Annotated in this window: 17 protein-coding genes and 1 riboswitch; of the genes, 5 read left to right on the top strand and 12 right to left on the bottom strand. The window is 60.8% G+C overall.

Annotation, left to right across the window (positions count from 1 at the left end; genetic code table 11):
* Positions 1–41: 41 nt before the first annotated feature.
* From ICY20_RS17205 to ICY20_RS17190, 4 genes are all read left to right on the top strand, one after another.
* Positions 42–221 (top strand): DUF6026 family protein, encoded by a 180-nt coding sequence (locus tag ICY20_RS17205; protein WP_267464006.1) that lies wholly within the window; start codon positions 42–44, stop codon positions 219–221.
* Positions 222–381: 160 nt separating this feature from the next.
* Complete coding sequence (locus ICY20_RS17200) at positions 382–2,133, top strand: phosphoethanolamine transferase CptA (RefSeq protein ID WP_194938347.1); 1,752 nt, start codon at positions 382–384, stop codon at positions 2,131–2,133.
* A 114-nt stretch (positions 2,134–2,247) separates the two neighbouring features.
* Positions 2,248–4,488, top strand: coding sequence for a TonB-dependent siderophore receptor (locus tag ICY20_RS17195; protein WP_194938094.1), 2,241 nt, complete (start codon positions 2,248–2,250; stop codon positions 4,486–4,488).
* A 152-nt stretch (positions 4,489–4,640) separates the two neighbouring features.
* Entirely contained in the window at positions 4,641–4,862 is a 222-nt protein-coding gene (locus tag ICY20_RS17190; RefSeq protein WP_194938093.1) for a hypothetical protein, read from the top strand.
* Between the two features lie 89 nt (positions 4,863–4,951).
* On the opposite strand, the gene ICY20_RS17185 is transcribed toward ICY20_RS17190, so the two are convergent.
* From ICY20_RS17185 to ICY20_RS17150, 8 genes are all read right to left on the bottom strand, one after another.
* Positions 4,952–5,443 (bottom strand): GNAT family N-acetyltransferase, encoded by a 492-nt coding sequence (locus ICY20_RS17185; RefSeq protein WP_194938092.1) that lies wholly within the window; start codon positions 5,441–5,443, stop codon positions 4,952–4,954.
* 147 nt (positions 5,444–5,590) lie between these two features.
* Positions 5,591–6,694, bottom strand: a complete 1,104-nt coding sequence (zapE, locus tag ICY20_RS17180) for a cell division protein ZapE (protein WP_194938091.1) — start codon at positions 6,692–6,694, stop codon at positions 5,591–5,593.
* A gap of 141 nt (positions 6,695–6,835) precedes the next feature.
* Positions 6,836–9,493 carry an aminopeptidase N gene (gene pepN, locus ICY20_RS17175; RefSeq protein WP_194938090.1) on the bottom strand — a complete coding sequence of 886 codons (2,658 nt, stop codon included), beginning with the start codon at positions 9,491–9,493 and terminating at the stop codon, positions 6,836–6,838.
* A 13-nt stretch (positions 9,494–9,506) separates the two neighbouring features.
* Positions 9,507–10,337, bottom strand: coding sequence for a DUF2797 domain-containing protein (locus tag ICY20_RS17170; RefSeq protein WP_159959038.1), 831 nt, complete (start codon positions 10,335–10,337; stop codon positions 9,507–9,509).
* On the bottom strand, positions 10,334–10,594 hold the full coding sequence (locus ICY20_RS17165; RefSeq protein WP_016972751.1) for a YeaC family protein: 261 nt from the start codon (positions 10,592–10,594) through the stop codon (positions 10,334–10,336). The genes ICY20_RS17170 and ICY20_RS17165 overlap by 4 nt, the downstream gene beginning before the upstream one ends.
* A gap of 14 nt (positions 10,595–10,608) precedes the next feature.
* Entirely contained in the window at positions 10,609–11,478 is an 870-nt protein-coding gene (locus ICY20_RS17160; protein ID WP_159959036.1) for a rhomboid family intramembrane serine protease, read from the bottom strand.
* Positions 11,475–12,449: a metallophosphoesterase gene (locus ICY20_RS17155; protein WP_407692632.1), complete on the bottom strand. Its 975-nt coding sequence runs from the start codon at positions 12,447–12,449 to the stop codon at positions 11,475–11,477. Before ICY20_RS17155 ends, ICY20_RS17160 begins: the two co-directional genes overlap by 4 nt.
* On the bottom strand, positions 12,446–13,336 hold the full coding sequence (locus ICY20_RS17150; RefSeq protein WP_003217892.1) for an NAD(+) kinase: 891 nt from the start codon (positions 13,334–13,336) through the stop codon (positions 12,446–12,448). Before ICY20_RS17150 ends, ICY20_RS17155 begins: the two co-directional genes overlap by 4 nt.
* A gap of 145 nt (positions 13,337–13,481) precedes the next feature.
* Between ICY20_RS17150 and ICY20_RS17145 the strand changes: the two genes are divergently transcribed.
* The gene (locus ICY20_RS17145) at positions 13,482–14,429 is read left to right on the top strand and encodes a DUF1853 family protein (protein ID WP_194938346.1); all 948 of its coding nucleotides are present in this window, start codon (positions 13,482–13,484) and stop codon (positions 14,427–14,429) included.
* Between the two features lie 124 nt (positions 14,430–14,553).
* Here ICY20_RS17145 and ICY20_RS17140 read toward each other — a convergent pair whose 3' ends face one another.
* Genes ICY20_RS17140 through cobW form a run of 4 tightly spaced genes read right to left on the bottom strand, consistent with a single transcriptional unit; the run spans position 14,554 to position 21,034 of the window.
* Positions 14,554–15,156 carry a vWA domain-containing protein gene (locus tag ICY20_RS17140; protein WP_194938088.1) on the bottom strand — a complete coding sequence of 201 codons (603 nt, stop codon included), beginning with the start codon at positions 15,154–15,156 and terminating at the stop codon, positions 14,554–14,556.
* Between the two features lie 53 nt (positions 15,157–15,209).
* Positions 15,210–16,208, bottom strand: coding sequence for an ATP-binding protein (locus ICY20_RS17135; RefSeq protein WP_194938087.1), 999 nt, complete (start codon positions 16,206–16,208; stop codon positions 15,210–15,212).
* On the bottom strand, positions 16,208–19,969 hold the full coding sequence (cobN, locus tag ICY20_RS17130; protein ID WP_194938086.1) for a cobaltochelatase subunit CobN: 3,762 nt from the start codon (positions 19,967–19,969) through the stop codon (positions 16,208–16,210). The genes ICY20_RS17135 and cobN overlap by 1 nt, the downstream gene beginning before the upstream one ends.
* Before the next feature lie 3 nt (positions 19,970–19,972).
* Positions 19,973–21,034 carry a cobalamin biosynthesis protein CobW gene (gene cobW / locus ICY20_RS17125; protein ID WP_033902251.1) on the bottom strand — a complete coding sequence of 354 codons (1,062 nt, stop codon included), beginning with the start codon at positions 21,032–21,034 and terminating at the stop codon, positions 19,973–19,975.
* 93 nt (positions 21,035–21,127) lie between these two features.
* A riboswitch (cobalamin riboswitch) is annotated at positions 21,128–21,327 on the bottom strand.
* Positions 21,328–21,923: the final 596 nt, after the last annotated feature.

Genomic DNA, 21,923 nt, shown 5'->3' with positions numbered 1-21,923 from the left:
TCTGGCACACCGCGACACACCGGCTATTTGCGAGGTAAGCAATGAGCACAGCACAGATGACCCGTCCTCCACAGACCCTCTACGTCACCATCCGCCGCGATGAGTTGCGCCAGTTGAAAGACGAGCGCGAACAACTGATGCAGGAAGTCATGCGCTTACGCTCGCACATCGTCCAGGCCCAACTGGATCAGCCGTCCGGCGCGCAGCCAGCACTCTGCTGAGCCTTGTCATCGCTTTGTAAGATAACGGCTACATAAATCTCACAAAGTTTTCACACGCCCCTCCCGATACTCCCGCCCCAAGGGCCGCCCCATGCAAGGGTGGCCTCTGTTGCGCGCACTCCTGCGCGTCGACTGAAAAATGACCGGGTTGGAGCGCTGGATGGCGATGTTCAAACGCAGCACTACGTCTGCGAAAGGCTTTGATTGGGCTGGCCTTGGCTGGCTTTTCCTGTTTTTCTGGTATTTCTCCGGCTTACCCCAACTGCTGATACAACTGAGCGGCACGTCCGGTTTCAGTGGTTTCCGCCAGGCGTTCTTTATGAGTGCGTTGTGGTTGGCGCCAGTGCTGGTGTTCCCGCGCCGTACGCGCCTGCTCACCGCCGTGATTGGCGTGGTGTTGTGGGCTTGCTCCATGGCCAGCCTGGGTTATTTCTTCATTTACCAGCAGGAATTTTCCCAAAGCGTCATCTTCATCATGTTCGAGTCGAACATCTCTGAAGCCGGCGAGTACGCCACCCAATACTTTGCCTGGTGGATTGTGCTGGCATTCATTGCCCACACCGCTGTCGCCATTTTGTTGTGGACCCGTGTACGCCCGGTGTACCTGCCCCGTGGCCAGGCGTTACTGGCCGCCACGGCGATCCTGGTGGCCATCATCGGCTACCCGCTGGTCAAGCAGATCGCCCGCAGCGACACGATGGAAGATGCCATCGACCGCTTCGAAGCGCGGATCGAGCCGGCAGTGCCGTGGCAGATGATCGTCGGCTACCACCGCTACACCCAACAGCTGGACAACATGCAAGACATGCTCGATAGCGCGAGCCAGATACCGCCCTTGACCAACCTCAAGGACAGCATGGCCGGCCAGCCCTCGACCCTGGTGCTGGTGATCGGTGAGTCCACCAACCGCCAGCGCATGAGCCTCTACGGCTACCCGCGCGATACCACGCCAGAGCTGGACAAGCTGCGCGACCAACTGGCGGTGTTCGACAACGTCATCACCCCGCGCCCTTACACCATCGAGGCGCTGCAACAGGTACTCACGTTCGCCGACGAAGAAAACCCTGACCTGTACCTGAAGACGCCGTCGATTGTCAGCGTGATGAAACAGGCGGGCTACAAAACCTACTGGATCACCAACCAGCAGACCATGACCAAGCGCAACACCATGCTCACGACCTTTTCCGAACAGGCCGACGAGCAGGTTTACTTGAACAACAACCGCAACCAGAACGCCCGCCAATACGATGGCGACGTGTTGGAGCCGTTTTCAAAGGCCCTGGCCGATCCGGCTGAACGCAAGTTCATCGTGGTGCACCTGCTGGGCACCCACATGAGCTACCAATACCGCTACCCGCCGACGTTCGACAAGTTCACCGACCGCCAGGGCGTACCTGCCGGGGTCAGCGACGATCAATTGCCTATCTACAACAGCTACGACAACGCGGTGCTGTACAACGATTTCGTGGTATCGAGCCTGATCAAGGACTACGCCAAAACCGACCCGAACGGCTTCTTGCTGTACCTCTCGGACCACGGCGAAGACGTGTACGACTCCGCCGGCCACGCGACCCTGGGGCGCAACGAAGGCAAACCCACCGCACCGATGTACACCATTCCGTTCATGGCCTATGCCTCACCGAAATGGCGCGAAAGCCACGACTGGAAATTCGCCGAGGACTTGCAGCGGCCTTTCAGCAGCTCGCAGCTGATTCACACGTGGGCTGATCTGGCAGGGTTGAGTTTTAACGAACTGGACCGCAGCAAAAGCCTGGTAAGCGATAGCTTCAAGGCGCGCCCGCAGTTGATCGGTAACCCCTACTCACGCCAATCGAAGCCGTTGATCGACTTCAGCATGATCAAGCCAAAGAAGGTCAGCCCCACTGACGTCGTGCTACAAGAGCCCTTGTAACAAAAAGATAACAATCATTCTCATCCAGCCCTAAAGTTCTGTTGCTTCTTTCGTCTTTGAGCCAAGGCCTTCTCTTACCGAGAAGGTTTCAAAGACGACAAGGAGTCTGCCGCGATGTTCGCGCCTTTTACCCGTTCAATAACCCTCACCTTCGGCCTGTACAGCATCATACTGAGCCCGGAACTGCTGGCTGAAACCGACCCCGAACACGCGCCGGCCAGCGCCCTGGAGCTGGGCACTACCAGCATCACCGCCGAGGGCCTGGGCGCTACTACCGAGCAGACCGGGGCCTACACCACAGGCTCAATGAGCACCGCCACGCGCCTGAACCTGTCAGTCAAGGAAACGCCGCAGTCGATTTCTGTGGTGACGCGCCAGCAGATGGATGATTTCAATCTCACGACATTAACCGACGTGCTGCGCCAGACCACAGGCGTGACCGTGCAGCATCTGGATTCGGACCGCGCGGGCTACACCGCTCGCGGCTATAGCATCGACAACTTCCAGGTCGACGGCATGCTCAACACTTTCGGCCGTATGAAGTCAGACGCCGACACCATCATCTACGACCGCATCGAAGTGGTCCGTGGCGCCACCGGCCTGACCACTGGCGCCGGCAACCCATCGGCCACAATCAACATGATCCGCAAGCGCCCGACAGCGCAATGGCAGGCCAAGACCGGTGTGAGTGGTGGCAGTCATGACAACTACTACAGCTACCTGGATGTAGGCGGCCCGTTGGCATTTGACGGGCGCTTGCGCGGGCGCACGGTCATGGCCTACCGCGACAGCAAATCTTTTCGTGATAACTATGCGCTGCAACGGGAAGTCGGCTACGGCATTCTTGAAGGCGACCTGACGGACGATACCGTGGTTGCCGTCGGCTTCGACTACCAGAACAAACATGTGCAGGGCAGTTCCTGGGGCACCCTGCCCTATTGGAACAGCGACGGCAGCAAGGCCCACCTGAAGCGCTCGGCCAACCTGGCGACCGACTGGAGTTCGTGGCCGCTCAAAGACAAGACCACCTTCGCCTCCGTCGATCACAAGCTCTCGCCCGACTGGCGCCTGAAGGCTGCCTATACACACCGGCAAAGCGACACCGACGGCAAGGTGTATTACGGCGGCGCGGGCTTCCCCAACCCGGATGGCAGCGGCATGACGGCATGGACCAGCCAGATGGTCGGCACCTCGAAAATGGACGTGGTCGACTTCAATATCGCAGGCGCCTACTCACTGCTGGGCCGCGAGCACGAGTTGATGGTGGGGTATGGCGAGTCAGTGCAGCGCGACGTTTCGCCCTATCAGCGTGACCGTACGCCAAACGGCTACACCACCATCGTCGACTGGGAACATATGGGCGATATCAGCAAATTCGCCGACCGCACCACCGGGCTCAAGGGCGAGCACTCCACCAAAAAACAAAAGGCTGGCTATCTGGCCACACGCCTGAACGTGACCGAGCGCCTGCACGCGATAGTGGGTACCCGTTATGGGAGCTGGCAGATCCAAAGTGCATCGCCGGACTATGACGCCAACGACCAGCTGACAGATCAGTCAACAAAAACCCGTCAAACCCACAACGATATGTTGACGCCGTACGCGGGCGTGCTTTACGACATCACCCCTGAATACACCCTGTACGCCAGCTACACCGACATCTTCAACCCGCAGAGCGTGCGTGATGCAAACAAGAAATACCTGGAGCCCGTGGTTGGCAGTAACTACGAAGTCGGCCTTAAGGGCAGCGTGCTCAACGAACGCTTGAACCTGGCCGCTGCGTACTTCTGGAGCACTCAGGACAACATTGCCGAGCTCGACAACAGCGCCGAACCCGACCCGCAAACCAATGAGCAGTTCTATACCACTGGCGGCAAAGGCAGCAAGGTCCGCGGGTTTGAAGCAGAAGCCTCAGGCGAGATCATGCCGGACTGGAACCTGACGGCCGGCTACAGCTACACCCACTCTCGCAATGGCAGCAAAGAGCGCAGCAACACCAACGTGCCACTGAACATGCTCAAGGTGTCGACCTCCTATCGACTGCCCGGCGAATGGCGCGGCCTGACAGTGGGCGGCGGGGTGAACTGGCAGAGCGACTTCTACCAATTGGCCAATCGCCCAACGGGTGAACGGGATGGCAATAACAGGCTGATCACCGAACGCGCCAGAATCACCCAACAGGCTTACACCGTGGTCAACCTGATGTCGCGCTACCAGTTCGACGAGCAGGTTTCAGCATCGCTTAACGTCAATAATCTATTTGATAAACACTATTACGAACGCGTTGGCTTTTATAACGGCGTGTATTGGGGCGACCCGCGCTCTATTACCCTTGCCTTGGACTGGAAACTTTAAATCACCGCTCCACCGCCGCCGCGAACCTTAACGCACGGGTTAAATTTCGCGGCAGCTCACTTAAGCCTCTCTTAATAAAGCCTACCCATAATCGGCCCCACGCATCTGATCTACCGACCAGACACCGTTTACACATTATGGGAATACCGACGATGAAACTCTCCACGCTGATGCTTGCCGGCCTGATGGCCCTGACCTCCGCTGCCGCTTTTGCCGAAGGCGGATCGGAACGTTCGAAGGCGTATTACGACAACTTCACCTTCATGCAGCAAAAGATTCACGGCACTACTGAACAAACTGCATCTGCTGATGGCAAAGACTTCAAGAACGTCACGGCGGAACAATCCAGCGCAGAGAAACAACCAAAAGGCTGAATCAGCACGACTACTTTTCGCCATTGCGCGCCTGTAGCTAAGTTAAACTTGGCGCCATCCAATGGCGCCTTTTGTTTGCCTGTTATTTATTAAAGCGGCTTGCTCCAAAACAGCATACGCCCATGGGCCGGGTCAAATATCGAGTCATCAAAACCAAACTTCCGATAAGACGATTGAGCGATAGCGTTGCCCTCAAGGACTTCCAGGGTGATTTTGCAGCAACCGCGCTGGCGGGCGATTTCCTCAACCTTCTGCAGCATTTTCTGACTCAAGCCCAAGCCGCGAAATTGACTCATCACCGCCACATCGTGGACGTTGATCAGCGGGCGGCAAGCGAAGGTCGAAAAACCTTCGAAGCAATTGACCAGCCCAGCCGGCTCTCCATTTACAAAAGCCAAAACACTGAATGCATGCGCGCGCTTGGCCAATTCGGCTGGCAACTGCTGCAGTAAGTCGAGGGGCAGGCTGTGCCCACCGCCCATGGGGTCTTCTGCGTAATGGTTAAGCACGCGGCCAATGGCCTGGGCATGTACGGGGTTGGTGTAGCTGGCTTGCAGCACCAGGATATCTGGGGTGTCCATTTCCTTCCTCGATCGCGACTACACGGGATTCGGCTCCCTTTGAGAGGCAAGATTGTAAACGCGGAGCCGGAACGGATGAAGGAGATTAACTACAGATCGATGCGTGAAAGTGCTACCAGCCCATTCCGAGAATCCTTACCACTGGCCTTAGCCGAAACGCTGCAACTGCATTTCCCTCAAACGGCTCAGCGTACGGCGGAAGGGAAACGCCAGATAGCCCTCGGTGTAGAGTTGGTCCAACGGCACCTTGGCCTCGATGTACAGCGCTACCTTGCGGTCGTAGCACTCATCCACCAACGCGATAAAGCGGCGCACGCTGTCATCGTGCACCGACAATGCTGGCAATTCGCGGTCACCGGCCACAACACGCTGAGCGCCGTCCTCGGTGCCACGGGCAATGCGCCCTGGACGCTGCTGCGCACTGAGGCTGGGCACGTCGCTCAACAGGATGGCCTTGAAGCGATCACACAGCAGCATAAAGTCCATCGCCGCCAAGGGCTGCTCGCACAGGTCGGCATACCGACACCACAGCACAGAGTCACTGAACTGCACGGCGAGAATAGAACGATGGCCTACGTTGATCGCCCCGCTGCTGACGGGCTGCCCCTGGGCCAATTGCGTGAACACATCTGCCAGCACCTCGGGCTGATTCACCCAGTAGCGCTGAACAGCCACGCCAGGATGCAAGCGGTGATCATCTGTGCCATCTACCGCGACCACCTGCATATGCTGCTTGATCGCCGCAATCGCCGGCAAAAAGCGCTCACGGTTAAAGCCATCGGCATACAACTGGTCGGGTGGCTGGTTTGAAGTGCTGACCATCACCACGCCTTCCTCGAACATCACTTGAAACAAGCGCCCGAGAATGATCGCATCGCCGATGTCATTAACGAATAATTCATCGAAGCACAGCACGCGCACGTCCTGACTCAGCTCCCTGGCCAGCGCCTGTAAGGGGTCATGGGTACCGGTAAGCTGAAACAGACGTTGATGCACCCACCCCATAAAGTGGTGAAAGTGCTGGCGCCGCGCAGGCACCCGCAGGCTTTGATAGAACTGGTCCATTAACCAGGTCTTGCCACGGCCTACCGGCCCCCACAGGTAGACGCCGGTGATCGACGAACGGCCCTGATGCAACGCCTCATGACAAGCTTGCAAGGCATCCACCGCGCGGCGCTGAGCGTCATCGGCAACAAAGCCCTGTTGGGCAATGGCGTATTGATAGGCAGTGAGTGGCGAGTCGAAAGTCATGGGTACGAGTATGAACGAAGGGCAGCCGTGTACTAATGCCAGTCAGTCAAGGGTGAACACTGTAGCTGTGGCGATGGAGCTTGCTCCCTCGCCACAGGTTACTCTTCAGTCTTTCAACCTCTTAACTGACTGGCCTCTCACTCAAGCAAGGCTCTTGCTGACCACCTCAAACACATCGCTCGACAATTCGCCGGACGCACGAATGCGTTCCAGCTCCGTCTTCATCAGCGCCTGACGCGCAGCGTCGTATTTGCGCCAGCGGGTCAGCGGCGCCAACTGGCGCGAAGCGATCTGCGGGTTGAAGCCGTTCAACTGAATGACCAGGTCGGCAAGGAAGCGGTAGCCCGAGCCATCGGCCGCATGGAAGTTGATGAGGTTCTGCCCGGCAAATGCACCGATCAGCGCCCGCACCTTGTTCGGGTTCTTGATATTGAACGCCGGGTGCTCCATCAACGCTTTGACCCGCTCAAGGCCGCCCGGCAAAGTGCTGCCGGCCTGCACGCTGAACCATTGGTCCATGACCAGCGGGTTGTCCTTGAAGTTCTCGGCAAACACCGCCAACGCCTGGGCTTTTTCAGCCTCGAATGGCGAATTGATCAAGACGGCAAGCGCGGTGAGGCGTTCGGTCATGTTGTCGCTGGTGTCGAACTGTTCCAACGTCGCCGCCAGCACTTCAGGCTTGCCACTGAGCATCAGGTACGACAGCGCGATGTTCTGCAACGCGCGCCGGGCAAAGTGTTCAGCCGCCGCAACATACGGCGTCTGCCTGGACAGCTCGCGGTTGGCCTGGTAACGCAGCCACAGTGATTCGTGCAGGTTGTCGGCCAGCCGCTTACGGGCAAACTCCCGGGCGGCGTGAATGGCGTCAACATCGGCCACTTCGCTGATTTCGGTCAGGTAGGCTTCGCTAGGCAACGACAGCATTTCTGCGACCATCGCCTGGTCCAGCGTCTCATCGCTCAACACCGTGCGCAGGGCGTCGATCAGGCGCTGATCGAGCTTCAACGGCTGGCCGGCCTGATGTTGGCCGATCAATTCCTGCAACACTTGCACCGACAGTTGCTGGCCGGCATCCCAACGGTTGAAGCCGTCGCTGTCGTGCTGCATCAGGAACATCAGCTGGTCGCGGTTGTACGGGAAGCTCAGCTTCACGGGGGCCGAGAAGCCACGCAGCAGCGAAGGCAGCGGCTGCTCAGGGATATCGACGAACGTGAAGGTCTGCTCGGCTTCTGTCACCGAGATCACACGAGAAGTTGCACCGGCACTTGATTCACCGGCCAGGCGCAACGCAATGCCCGCGCCCTGCCCGTCCAACAGGCCCAAGGCAACCGGAATCACGAACGGCAGTTTTTCTACTTTATCCGGCGTTTCCGGGCAGCTCTGGCGGAAGGTCAGGCTGTAGGTCTTGGCTGCGGCGTCGTAGGACTCGCTCACCGCCAAACGCGGCGTGCCGGCCTGGCTGTACCAGCGCTTGAACTGGGTCAGGTCGGCGCCGTTGGCGTCTTCCATGGCCTTGATGAAGTCATCACAGGTCACGGCCTGGCCATCGTGGCGTTCAAAGTACAGGTCGCTGCCTTTACGGAAGCCTTCGGCGCCCAGCAAGGTGTGGATCATGCCGACCACTTCCGAGCCCTTTTCGTACACGGTCAGGGTGTAGAAGTTGGAAATCTCGATAAAGCTGTCCGGGCGCACGGCGTGGGCCATGGGGCCGGCGTCTTCGGCGAACTGGTGGGTACGCAGGTAAGCCACGTCCTGGATGCGCTTGACCGTGGCCGAGTTCATGTCGGCAGAGAATTGCGAGTCACGGTAGACGGTGAAACCTTCCTTGAGCGACAGCTGGAACCAATCGCGGCAGGTCACGCGGTTGCCCGACCAGTTGTGGAAGTATTCGTGGGCCACGATCGCCTCGACGCGCTGGTGCGCGGCATCGGTGGCGGTTTCGGCACGGGCCAGCACGGCGCTGGAGTTGAAGATATTGAGGCCCTTGTTCTCCATGGCGCCCATGTTGAAGTCGTTCACGGCGACGATCATGAAGATGTCGAGGTCGTACTCGCGGCCGTAGGTTTCTTCGTCCCAGCGCATGGATTTTTTCAGGCTGGTCATGGCGTGCTGGCACTTGTCGATGTTTTCTGGCTCGACGTAGATGCGCAGCGCCACTTCACGGTCAGTCATCGTCGTGAAGGTATCTTCGACACACCACAGGTCACCGGCCACCAGCGCAAACAGGTACGCCGGCTTCTTGAACGGGTCTTCCCAGGTCGCCCAGTGACGGCCGTCTTCGCCGGGGCCGCTGGCAATCGGGTTGCCGTTGGACAGCAGCACCGGGTAGCTGTGCTGCTCAGCAATCACCGTGGTGGTGAACGTACTCATCACGTCCGGGCGGTCGAGGTAATAAGTGATCTTGCGAAAGCCCTCGGCCTCGCACTGGGTGCAGAACATGCCGCTGGATTTGTACAGGCCTTCCAGGGCGGTGTTGGTCTCGGGGTGGATTTTTACCGTGGTGTCCAGGGTAAAGGTGGCACTTTTGGGCTGTACGGTCAGGTGGCTGTCGGTCAGCTGATAGTCAGCGTCCGTCAGTTCCTGGTCGGCCAGGTTGACGCTCAACAGCTCAAGTTGCTGGCCATCGAGCACCAGCGGCGGCAAACCGGCGCCGCGCTCAGGGTTGCGGCGCATCACCAGTTGCGCGTGGACCAGGCTGTGGTCCTCGAACAACTCGAAGGTCAGGTGCGTCTCTTCGATCAGGTAGTCCGGCGCCTGATAGTCCTTGAGGTAAATCATCTTCGGTTGTTCGGTGCGCATGGCTAGCATCCTTTTACTGATGCACGGCGAGTTGGTAGGCCGTGTACTTGCGAATATTGATAACGCCGGTGTCGAAGATCAGGTATTGGCCCTTGATCCCCAGCAGCGTGCCTTCGGCAATCGGGTTCTTGTCCAGGTTGAAGCTGACGATCTTGGCGGGATACTGCTCCACCGGGTAGCGGATTTCGATAGGTTCGATGTCGGTTACCGGTTGGATGGCCTGTAGGCCAAAGCGTTCCTGCAAGGCGTTCACGCCTTCGGCGCAGGCGGCGAACAACTCATCGCGTACTTGCTTGAGGTCCACCGCCACCGCGTCGCCCTTGAGCAGTGCGCGCCAGTTGGTCTTGTCGGCCACTTGGCTGCGGAACACGTCCTCGACAAAGCCGGATTGCTGACGGGTAGCCACGCGCATGATCGGCAGCGCCTGGCTGGCACCCTGATCGAGCCAGCGAGTAGGCAACTGAGTAGCGCGGGTGATGCCGACCTTGATGCCCGACGAATTCGCCAGATACACCACGTGGTCGGTCATGCAGAATTTTTCGCCCCAGCCTGGATCGCGGCAGGTGCCGGCGTCGTAATGGCAACGCTCGGGGCTCATGATGCAAAGGTCACACTGGGCCAGCTTGGTCATGCACGGGTAGCAGTAACCCTGGCTGAAGCTGGTCTTGGTTTTGCGGCCGCAATGGCTGCAATGGATGGCACCCAGATACTCCAGGCGAATATGGCTGCCGATCAAGGGGTTGACCGGCACCTCGACGTCGCCCAGGCGAAACGCGTATTGAACGGTCGGCTCACCGAGTTGCGCCGACATTTTGCTGACTGCACCGCGACCAATTTCAATCAATGGATCGCATCCGACTTGAACAGAATGTTGGGTACTGGCGCAGACTTGGAGGCGCATTCCTGCGGGCCCATGTAACCGGTGCGCTGGTCTTCGGGCAGGTTCTGGATTTCCCAGGCGATCACCGCTTGCAGCGACAGCTCGCGCTGCTCGGCGGTGAGCTTGCGGCCATCGGACCATTTGCCGATTTCCACGGCGAGCTTGAGGCTCTCGTAGATATCCGGGGTGATGTTTTCGATCATTTCAGCAAAAGAGGACATTAGGCTCTTCCTTATCAAATAGACGATTTGCGGCGGCTGTACAGCCCGCCCAGCAAACCGGTGAGGCAGCCGACAACCAGGCCGCCCAGGTGGGCAGCGTTGGCGATTTCGCCGAAGCCGATCATCGAGACCAGCCCCGACATGCAGAGCACCAACCAGATCAGCATCATCGCCAGCACCCCACGGGGCAGCCGATAAGCCGGGTTCGGCGAGAGTAATTGAAAAATCCAGCAATGCCCGAGCAGGCCATACAGCACGCCGGACAACCCGCCAAACAGACTGGGGCCGCCATAAGCGTATTGAGCGTAGTTGGAGACCAGGCTGAACAACAAGGTCAGGCCGAGCAAGTTGATACTGCCCTGGCGCGCCTCGATGCGCCGCCCCAGCTCCCAATACCACATGCCATTCATGGCCAGGTGCAGGATGCCGAAGTGAATGAGCATCGGCGTGACCAAGCGCCACCACTGCCCCGACGCCAGGCTGTCGGCCAGCGGCGTGAACTGGATGTACTCGCCCAGGATGCGGAACGGCAAAAAGGTCAACCAGGCCATGGTTTGCAGGTTTTCGCCCAGCAACGTAATCGCACCGACAATCACGCTCGCCAGCAACACCAACGCCGTAACCGGGCTGTGGCGAACTTGTTGGACAAAACTCGGGCGCTTGACCGGCGGCTGTTCGGGAATATCCAGTTGCTGGTCCGGGTCACCAGCGGGAAAGCGCTGGTACAACACGCGCACGTCGTCGCTGATGCTCTCGGGTACCCACAACACTTGCTCGCCTGCCTCTTCACTGACGCGATGGGGCACTTGCATACGTTGCAGCAGCTTGACGAAGCCGCCCAGGTCAACGCTCAGGGGCAAGCGCAATACAGCCACTGTACTCATTTAATAACCTCGGGGCGCTCAACGTCGACCCATACGAATTTGCTTGGATCCAGGCGCGTTTCCTGATCCAGGCGATACGCCACCAGCTTGCCGTACAGCACTGCGCTGTAGTCCAGGCAGGCCAGGTTGTCGCGGATCGGCGCCGGTTTGCCGCTGCGCCAGTAATGGCCGACAAACAACAAGGGTTCGTCGACGCCGTAGCGCAGCAGGGAATTCTTTTCAGACGACGACAACGGCGTGCGGGCCACCGGTTCAGGCAAGGCGTCGGGCTGGAACACGATGTCGCCGTAGGTTTTCGGGTCGTCTTCCCAGAACTTGGTGCGAAAGAACGAACGCGTCAGGCCATCGCCGCCGGTGAGCGTGAGGCCGTCCGGCAGGCGCATATCGGTGCCGCGCAGCAAGCGGTCGAACGCATTGCAGGCAAAACTGCCAGGCACGGCGGCAGCCTGCAGGAAGTGCTGATCGATGCAACCATCCGGAAAAGTCGCACGCAGCGGCTGAATAAAGCCGTCGTCCCAGCACGCATGCACCACGCGAAAGCGCCCCGCGTCGACAAACAGCGGCATGTCGTAGAACCAGCCGAGAAAGTCATGCCAGTCGGCCGGGTGCTGCTCGAACTGGGTCAGGGTCTCGTGGATCAACCGCGCATGCCGTGGGTTGTGCTCGCGCACGAACTGCTTGCCACTGCCCGGCGGTGCCGGGGTGGTCCAGCCCAGCGCGTTGAACTCATGGTTGCCCATGATGCACAGCGCCTGGCCGGCCTCGGTCATGTCGTGCACAATGTGCAGCGCCTCGCGAATACGCGGGCCACGGTCGATGATATCGCCCAGGAACACCGCCATCCGCGACGGGTGACGCCAGGTGCCGCCCTGCTTGTGGTAGCCCAACCGGTCGAGCAAATGCTCAAGGGTATGAGCGCAACCGTGCACGTCACCAATCAGGTCGTAGCTACGCGCGGGATCGAGCATCAGTCGCCTCCACCCCCCAAGCGGCTGCCCCAGCCCAGCTTGGTGCGGCACACTTCGTAGTAGTTGTGGTCCAGCGGGTGGATCAGCCGCAGCTTCTGCGCCTTTTTGCTCACGGTGATGGTGTCACCGGGGGCGCAGGTGAAATGGTTCTGCCCATCGCAGGACACCTGCGGGTAGATCTGCATGTCTTTGGACACCACGATTTTCAGCTCACTGTTGCCGTCGACCACAATCGGCCTGCTCGACAACATATGGGGGTACATCGGCACGATCACAATGGCATCGAGCTTGGGATGCATGATCGGGCCGCCTGCCGACAGCGCGTACGCGGTGGAGCCGGTGGGCGTGGCGACGATCAGGCCGTCGGCCTTCTGGCTGCACACGAACTGGCCGTCTATATACAGCTCGAACTCGATCATGCGCGTGGACTTGCCAGGGTGCAGCACCACGTCATTAAGGGCATCGCCCTGGCCGATGGCTTCACCGTGGCGGCGCACTTCGGCTTGCAGCAGGAAGCGGTTCTCCACCAGGTAGTGACCGTCGAGCACCTTGGCGACTTCGACTTCCAGCTCGTCCGGGCGAATATCGGTAAGAAAGCCCAGGCTGCCCCGGTTGATCCCCAGCACCGGCACGTTATGCCGCGCCAAGGCCCGGGCCGCGCCGAGCAGGCTGCCATCGCCTCCGACCACGATGACCATGTCGCAGACTTCGCCGAGCATCTTGCGCGACGAGGTTTGCAGGCCATGACCCGGCAGGATTTCGGCGATGGTGTCTTCGAGGATCACATGCAGGTGGCGTTCCAGCAGGAATTTTTTCAGCCGGCGGACGGTGTCCAACACCTGGGTACTGCCCAGGCGACCGATAATGCCGATATTGCGAAATTGCTCCATGGGGCTCCTGCTGGCTTTGGGGTGTGGCAAAAACAAGGATTATGGGCGAAAGGCCGCCCCAGGCAAAATCCTTTGTCGCCGTGAAGCCTTGATGACAATGGTTCTCAGCGCCCTACCCGGCGTTGAAGCGGCTATGCTCGCACACATGACTGTGTTCCCCGACTTGCACGCCCTGCCCCGCCAACTGCGTCACCCCGAGGTGCGCGACCTCGCGTGGGTGATGCTCGCGCCGCCGATGCTGGCGCAGACGCCGTGGCCACAACGCCATCCGCTGGCCGGCAGCAACTGGGTGCAGGCACCCGATGCGCTCGAACATTGGCTGCGCGCCCTTGATCAAGACAGCAGCGCGCTGCTGCTCTGGCTTAGCCAGGCACGCACGCGGCGCCTGGGCCTGTATTACGAGCGGTTGTGGCAGTTTGCGGTGCAGCATGCGCCAGGGGTGGAGCTGTTGGCTGCCAACCTGCCGATCCGCCGCGCCGGGCATACCCTGGGCGAGCTGGACATGTTGATTCGCGACCGCGAGGGCGTGCATCACCTGGAACTGGCGATCAAGCTCTACCTGGGCCCACAGCAAGGTGACGGCCAGGACAGCGCGTTGTGGTTGGGGCCGGGTTGCCATGATCGACTGGACCGCAAGCTCGCCCACCTGGCCCAGCATCAATTGCCGATATCCGCACGCCCGGAAAGCCGCGAGGCCCTGGCCGCGCTGGATATCCAGCAGTTCGACGCGCATTTGTGGCTGGGTGGGTATTTGCTGTACCCGTGGCCCGGTGAGGCTCAAGCACCGGCGGGTGCGCATCCGCAGCACTTGCATGGGCGTTGGTTGCATCAGAAGGATTGGCGAGCATTTGCCGACGGTAGCGCGCCTGGCTGCTGGCAACCGCTGCCCCGCCATGCCTGGCTGGCGCCGGCGCATTACCCCGCGGATGAGGTGTGGAGCGAGGAACGCATGCGCGGCTGGCTGACGGAATTGGACCCGATGGCACCTGCGCAATTGTTGGTGCGCATGATTCAGAGCGGCGAGGACTGGGAAGAAGCCGAGCGGTTGTTTTTGGTGGCCGATCTTTGGCCGAATGTGCCGGGGGCTGGCTGAGGGTTTTGTGCTGGGTTCAGGGGCATCATCGGGGGCAAGCCCCCTGCCACACTGACTGCATTTCAATATTGGAATTCGGTCAAATGTGGGAGGAGGCTTGCCCCCGATAGGGCCGGCACAAGCACTACAAACTGTCGATATGCCGATAATCCAACTGCAACCCAACCGCCAATTCCTGAGCCCTACCCAACCTGATCGCCCCACGCTCAATGTCCACCAGCAACCCCGGACAGTCCAGCAGCGGCAACCCGGCAATGTCCTTGAGTCGCCCATCGGTAATCAGCAACAAACGCTGTTGCTCAGCCGGATAGCGCTTACGCCGCGCCGCCAGCCAATCACCCGCCTCACTCAGCGCCGGCATCAAAGGCGTACCGCCGCCGGCACCCAGTTGATCCAACCAACCGGCCAAACCTTTTGCGGCCTTCAACCCCTGAACCTGCCACTTCGGCGATGACCCGCTGGCCGTCAACACCGCCATCCGCGCACGTTGGCGATACGCATCGTAAAACACTTGCGCCAACAAGCCCTTGGCATCCGTCAACGCACGATGCCGCCGGGTAGACGCCGAGGCATCGACAATCACCAGCCACAACTCGTGGGCCGAGCGGCTGCGCAGGTGAAACAGCAAATCCTCACGACGCTGCGGCCGGCCACCCAGCAAGGTGCCGGGCCAGTTGATCATGCCCTGTTTCGCGCTGCGCGCCTTGCCTTGCCTGCCTCTGTCCAATCGCCCCGCCTGGGGCCAGGCATCCGCCCCCGCGTCAGGTCGAGGGCGAATGCCTAAGGCTTTTTTGGCCAGGTGGGGACTTCGCGGCGTGCGCCCGTGGGCAGGGCCGCCGCGGGCATGTCACCCCATTGGCCCTGGCCCGGCGATGTGTCAGAGGGTTTGGGCGACTGCGCTTCGCTCGGCGGGCTGGCCGGTGGCGATTGCTCTTGGCGGCGATGGCGCAAGGCGAACTCCGCGACGGCTTCGATATCTTCTTCGGCGATAGCGCTGGCACCGCGCCAGGCGGCATGGGCCCGTGCGCCGCGCAGCCAGACCAAGTCCGCGCGCAAGCCATCGACACCGGCAGCAAAACACCGCTCGGTGATCTGGGCCAAGGCCTGATCGTCCAGCTCAATGCTGTCGAGCCGCGCTCGCGCCTGGGTGCAGCGCTCGCGCAACGCGCCTTGCGCCTGCGCCCATTGCGCGCAGAACGCCGCCGGATCACTGTCGAAGTCCAGCCGACGACGAATGATCTGCCCACGCTCGGCCGGCAACGTCTGCCCGCTCAGCGCCACATTGAAACCAAACCGGTCGAGCAACTGCGGGCGCAACTCGCCCTCCTCCGGGTTCATGGTGCCAATCAAAACAAAGCGCGCCGCGTGCCGGTGGGAAATACCGTCGCGCTCGATCAGGTTGGTGCCGCTGGCGGCGACATCCAACAGCAGGTCCACCAGGTGGTCAGCCAGCAGGTTGACCTCATCGACATACAACACACCACCATCAGCCTTGGCCAATACGCCGGGGGAAAACTGCGCACGGCCTTCGCCGAGCGCTGCATCCAGATCCAGCGTGCCGATCAGCCGCTCTTCGGTAGCGCCCAACGGCAAAGTCACAAACTGCCCGCTGGCCAACAGGTCTGCCAGCCCCCGCGCAAGAGTGGACTTGGCCATGCCACGCGGGCCTTCAATCAGCACGCCGCCGATCTTCGGGTCGATGGCCGTCAGGCACAGCGCCAGTTTCAGGGCATCGGCGCCGACCACGGCGGACAGCGGGAAATGGGGAATATCAGTCATCAGCTGTCTTCTTCTATATCCAGCAACAGGTTTTCCAACGCCTCACGGTACGCCCCCGGCGCTTGCCACATGCCGCGCTGCTGGGCTTCAAGCATGCGTTCGGTCATGTCGCGCAGGGCATCCGGGTTGTGTTGTTGCACAAAGGCCCGGGTATCGGGGTCGAGCAAATAGGCGTCGGCGAGCAAGGCGTATTGGTGATCGTCAATCAGCGCCGTGGTGGCGTCGAAGGCGAACAGGTTGTCTACTGTCGCGGCCATCTCGAATGCGCCTTTATAGCCGTGACGCTTCACACCTTCGATCCACTTGGGGTTGGCGGCGCGGGAACGGATCACCCGGTTCAGCTCTTCCTTCAAGGTGCGGATCTTCGGCAGGTCTGGCTGGCTGTGGTCGCCATGGTAGCTGGCGGCTTTGTCACCGCTCAGGGTTTCCACGGCGGCGAGCATACCGCCCTGGAATTGGTAGTAATCGTTGGAGTCGAGCAGGTCATGCTCGCGGTTGTCCTGATTTTGCAACACCGCTTGCACCTGGCTTAAGCGCTGAGCGAATTGCTCGCGGGCGGCGGTGCCCTCATCCGAACCGCCGTACGCGTAGCCGCCCCAATTGAGGTAGACCTCGGCCAAGTCTTCACGGCTTTGCCACAGGCGGCCGTCCACCGCGCCCTGCACGCCGGCGCCATAGGCACCGGGTTTGGCGCCGAAAATACGCCAGCCGGCCTGTTTCGCCGCCGCGTCTTCGTCCAGGCCAGACTCGATCAACGCCGCACGCTCACTGCGCACCTTGGCGGCCAGCGGGTTCATATCATCGGGCTCGTCCAGCGCGGCTACCGCCTGCACCGCCGCATCGAACAGGCGGATCAGATTCGCAAATGCATCGCGAAAGAACCCTGATACACGCAAGGTCACATCCACTCGCGGGCGGTCCAACAGACTGACCGGCAAGATTTCAAAGTCATCCACCCGCTGGCTGCCCGTGGCCCACACCGGGCGCACGCCCATCAGCGCCATGGCCTGGGCGATATCGTCACCGCCGGTGCGCATGGTGGCGGTGCCCCAGACCGACAGGCCGAGTTGACGCAGGTGATCGCCATGGTCTTGCAAATGGCGCTCAAGTATCAGGTTGGCCGACTGAAAACCAATGCGCCAAGCCGTCGTGGTGGGCAGGTTGCGCACGTCGACGGTGAAAAAGTTGCGCCCGGTGGGCAGTACGTCCAAACGCCCGCGACTCGGCGCACCACTGGGGCCCGCCGGTACAAAGCGGCCACTTAAGGCATCCAGCAAACCGCGCATTTCCGCGGGGCCGCAGGCATCCAGACGCGGCGCTACAACGATGCGCAGGCTTTCGATGACGGCCTTCACATCCTCCCAACCGGGCTCCTCCAACTGCTCAAGCGGGCCTTCCAATGCCTGCTCGATCAAACGAGCGGCATACAACTCAAGGCGCTCGCGGGTATCACCGGCGGTGCGCCACAACTGCGCATCGATATTTTGCAGCACCTGGGGACGACGCCCGGTCCAGGGTTCGGCGAGGGCGCAGTCCAACGGGTCGAAACCCAGTTCGAACGCCTTGGCCAACACCCGCAGCAAGCTCGATTGCGGGCCACGGCCATCGCCACGGGGGATGCGCAGCAAGGCCAGCAAGGTGTCGACGCGCAAGCGGCCCTCAGGCGACTCGCCAAAGATATGCAGGCCATCGCGGATCTGCGACTCCTTCAAGTCACACAGGTAGGTGTCCAGGCGCGGCAGCCACACGGCGGCGTCGGCGTCGCTTGCAAGCTCAAGCTCCTGATCGATACGGGTTTCGCGCACCAGCTTGAGAATGTCTTTTTGCAGTTCCAGGGCACGGCGGGGGTCGAGCAACTGCGCCTCGTAGTATTCGTCCGCCAACAGCTCCAGATCACGCAGCGGGCCGTAGGTTTCGGCACGGGTCAGCGGCGGCATCAGGTGATCGATGATCACGGCCTGGGTACGCCGCTTGGCCTGGGCACCCTCGCCCGGGTCGTTGACGATAAACGGGTAGATATTCGGCAGCGGGCCCAACAATGCATCGGGCCAGCAGTTTTCCGACAGGCCTACGCCTTTACCCGGCAGCCATTCCAGATTGCCGTGTTTGCCCACATGGATCACGCCGTGGGCGCCGTAGGTGTGGCGCAACCAGAAGTAGAACGCCAGGTAGCCATGGGGCGGCACCAGGTCCGGGTCGTGATAAACGGCACTGGCATCGACCTGATAGCCGCGCGCGGGCTGGATGCCGACAAAGGTCAGCCCCAGGCGCAGACCGGCAATCATCATGCGGCCGTCGCGGAACATCGGGTCGCTGTCGGGCGTGCCCCAACGCGCCAACACGGCCTGGCGATTGGATTCAGGCAGGCGGCTGAACATCACCTCGTAGTCGCCCAGGCTCATGCTTTGATGGCAGGGACGCAGGTCAAGGCTGTCGAGATCGTTGGTGACGCCGCCGAGCAAATCGTGGATCAGCGCTGTGCCGCTTTCGGGCAACGCCTGCGGCAGCGGATACCCTTCGGCTTGCAGCGCACGCAGGATATTCAGCGCGGCAGCCGGCGTATCCAGGCCCACGCCATTGCCGATACGGCCGTCGCGAGTCGGATAGTTGGCAAGAATAAGCGCGATGCGTTTGTCGGCATTCGGCACCCGCGCCAGCTCGACCCAATGACGCGCCAGTTCGGCGACAAAATCCATACGCTCAGGCGCGGCGCGGTAGCACACCACGTCCGACTGGCTGCGCTCACTGCGCCAGGCCAAATCCTTGAAGCTGATCGGGCGGCTGATAATGCGCCCGTCCAACTCAGGCAAAGCAATATGCATCGCCAGGTCACGCGGCCCCAAGCCTTGCTCGCTGGCTTGCCAACCCGGCTCGTTGTCCTGGGCGCAAATGGCTTGGATCACCGGGATATTTCGGCGAAACGGCCTCAGGTGAGGCGCTTCGGGGCTGGATTGGGCAAAACCGGTGGTATTGAGGATCACCGCTGCGCCCACTTCATCCAGCAGGTCCTCGACCACCGTCAGGCAGCCGGGCTCTTTCAAACTGGCCACCGCTATTGGCAACGGGTTAAGGCCCGCTGCCTGCAAGCGTTGGCAAAACACATCGATAAAGCCAGTATTGGCCGCCTGCAAATGGGAGCGGTAGAACAGCACCGCAGCCACCGGGAATTCGGCGTTCCAATCCGCCTGCCAGTCATTGAGACGGGCATTGGCGTTGTGCGGGTGATAAATCGCCGTGCGTGGCAGAGTTTGCGGCTCGGCCCAGGCGTAGTCGCGGCCCAGGTAGCTACTGGCCAGGCAGCGATAAAAATCCAGCGCATTGCCCAAACCGCCCTGGCGCAGGAAGTACCACAGGCGGTCGCGGCTTTCGGCGTTTACCGTACTCAGCCCACTGAGTTCAGGGTCTGGACGATCATCCCCCGGCACCAGAATCAACGTGACGCCACGCTCGGCCAACTCCACCAGCCGCTCGATGCCGTAGCGCCAATAGCCGATACCGCCATGCAGCGAAATCAGGATGACCTTGGCGTGGCGCAGCACTTCATCGACGTACAGGTCAACCGAGGCATGGTTCTGCACCTGCATCGGGTTGGCCAGGCGCAAGCTGGGGTAGTCGTCCGGCAACTGCTGGGCCGCTTCGGCCAGCAACGCCAGGCTGGAGTCACCGCTGCACAGGATCACCAGTTCAGCGGGGGTTTGGCCAAGGTCGGCAATATTGTCGTCCGAGACGAAACCACCGGGCTGAGTCCTGAGCAGGTGCATGGGTTAAACGCTGAGGGCGGCGCGCAGTTGCGCTTCGAGGCCCGCCGCGTCGAGGTCTTGGCCGATCAGCACCAGGCGCGTGATGCGTGCTTCATCAGCACCCCAAGCACGGTCGAAGTGCTTGTCAAAACGCGTGCCCACGCCCTGGATCAGCAGGCGCATCGGTTTGTTCGGGATAGCGGCAAAGCCCTTAACACGCAGGATGCCGTGCTGAACCACCAGCTGAGTCAGAGCGTCGAGCAGCAGGGCTTCGTCGGCTTGCGGCAGGTCGATGGAGATCGAATCAAAGGCGTCGTGATCGTGGTCGTCTTCACCTTCGTGGTGGTGATCGTGATGGCTGTGGCGGCCGTCGATATGCTCCTCGGAACCCGCACCCAGGCCAATCAACACGTCCAGCGGCAGACGCCCGCTGCTGGCTTCGATGATCTTGACGGCTGGCGGCAGTTCTTCGGCGACTTCCAAACGCACGCGGGCCAAGTCTTCCGGGCTGATCAGGTCGGATTTGTTGAGGATCACCAGGTCGGCGCTGGCCAATTGGTCGGCGAACAGCTCGTGCAGCGGGGATTCGTGGTCCAGGTTTGGGTCGAGTTTGCGCTGGGCGTCGACTTGATCCGGGAACGCAGCAAAGGTGCCAGCGGCCACGGCCGGGCTGTCGACCACGGTGATCACCGCGTCAACGGTGCAGGCGCTGCGAATTTCAGGCCACTGGAAGGCTTGTACCAACGGCTTTGGCAGGGCCAGGCCGGAGGTTTCAATGAGGATATGGTCCAGATCGCCGCGACGAGCGACCAGTTCACGCATCACCGGGAAGAACTCTTCCTGCACGGTGCAGCACAGGCAGCCGTTGGCCAGCTCATACACGCGGCCGTTGGCCTCTTCTTCGGTGCAACCGATGGAGCACTGCTTGAGGATCTCACCGTCAATGCCCAGCTCGCCGAACTCGTTGACGATCACCGCGATACGACGGCCTTGGGCGTTGTCGAGCATATGGCGCAGCAAGGTGGTTTTGCCCGAGCCGAGGAAGCCGGTAACGATGGTGACGGGGAGTTTGGCCAGTGTTTTCATCGGATGCCCTTTGGGGCGGGCATACGGGACGATAGGCCCTGCGTCAGCGCGCAGCAGCGGATTTCGTCACCGGATCACCCCGCCCGGTTGAAGTAGAAAATCGGTTGCGAGGCAGGTCTCCTGGCTTGGGGCTTGCAGATCTTGCGACCGGCGCTGATTGCGCCTTCCCGCCGGTTTGGCAGTGGCGTGGCAGTCAGATGAACCCTTTACAGTTGCGGGGGCAGCCGCGGCTTGGACCGCGTTCCCTTCTTAGCTTCGGCCTGGGCTGAAGAACCTCGAGGGTGCAAGGCTACGCAGTGCTTGGGGGATGGTCAATGTTCGGGTTGGGTTGGGTTGGGTTGGTGTACATATCCGTTTTCTCGGTAACGGCTACTTAGGGTTCCGCCCTTACGGCGGCTCACTTTGGAAAAGCCCCAAAGTAAGCAAAGGGCTCTTGCCCCAACACTCGGCACCTCGCCTAGGCTCGGTGTGCCCGTAATCCGACATGGATTTGGGGGGCCGCCGCCACGCGCCATCCATGGCGCGGGGCGGCTAAACCGGCATCCCTGCCGGTTTACCCCCCAAATCCATGTCGAATTCCGGCCAGCGTGTTTAACGGGGCGCCTAAGATCAAGATCAACATCAAGATCAAAAGCCAGAGCCAGAGCCAGAGCACTCTTCTATCTGATACATGGAGATCAACATGTGGGAGCGGGCTTGCCCGCGAATGCAGTGGGCCAGTGGATGCAGGTGTTGGCTGACCCACCGCTTTCGCAGGCAAGCTGATCTGGTCAAGTAATCTTGGACACCATTTACGGTTTATCCCACCAGTCGCTCGTGAGCGACTGGTGATCGGTAGCCGTTGTAGCTATGCGGCCGAACGGTGTTGTAACGCGATAAGTAGCGCTGC

The organism is Pseudomonas pisciculturae (genome assembly GCF_015461805.1).
GTDB lineage: Bacteria > Pseudomonadota > Gammaproteobacteria > Pseudomonadales > Pseudomonadaceae > Aquipseudomonas > Aquipseudomonas pisciculturae.
Note: the sequence above shows the minus strand (reverse complement) of the source record. Positions and strands in the feature narration are given on the sequence as shown.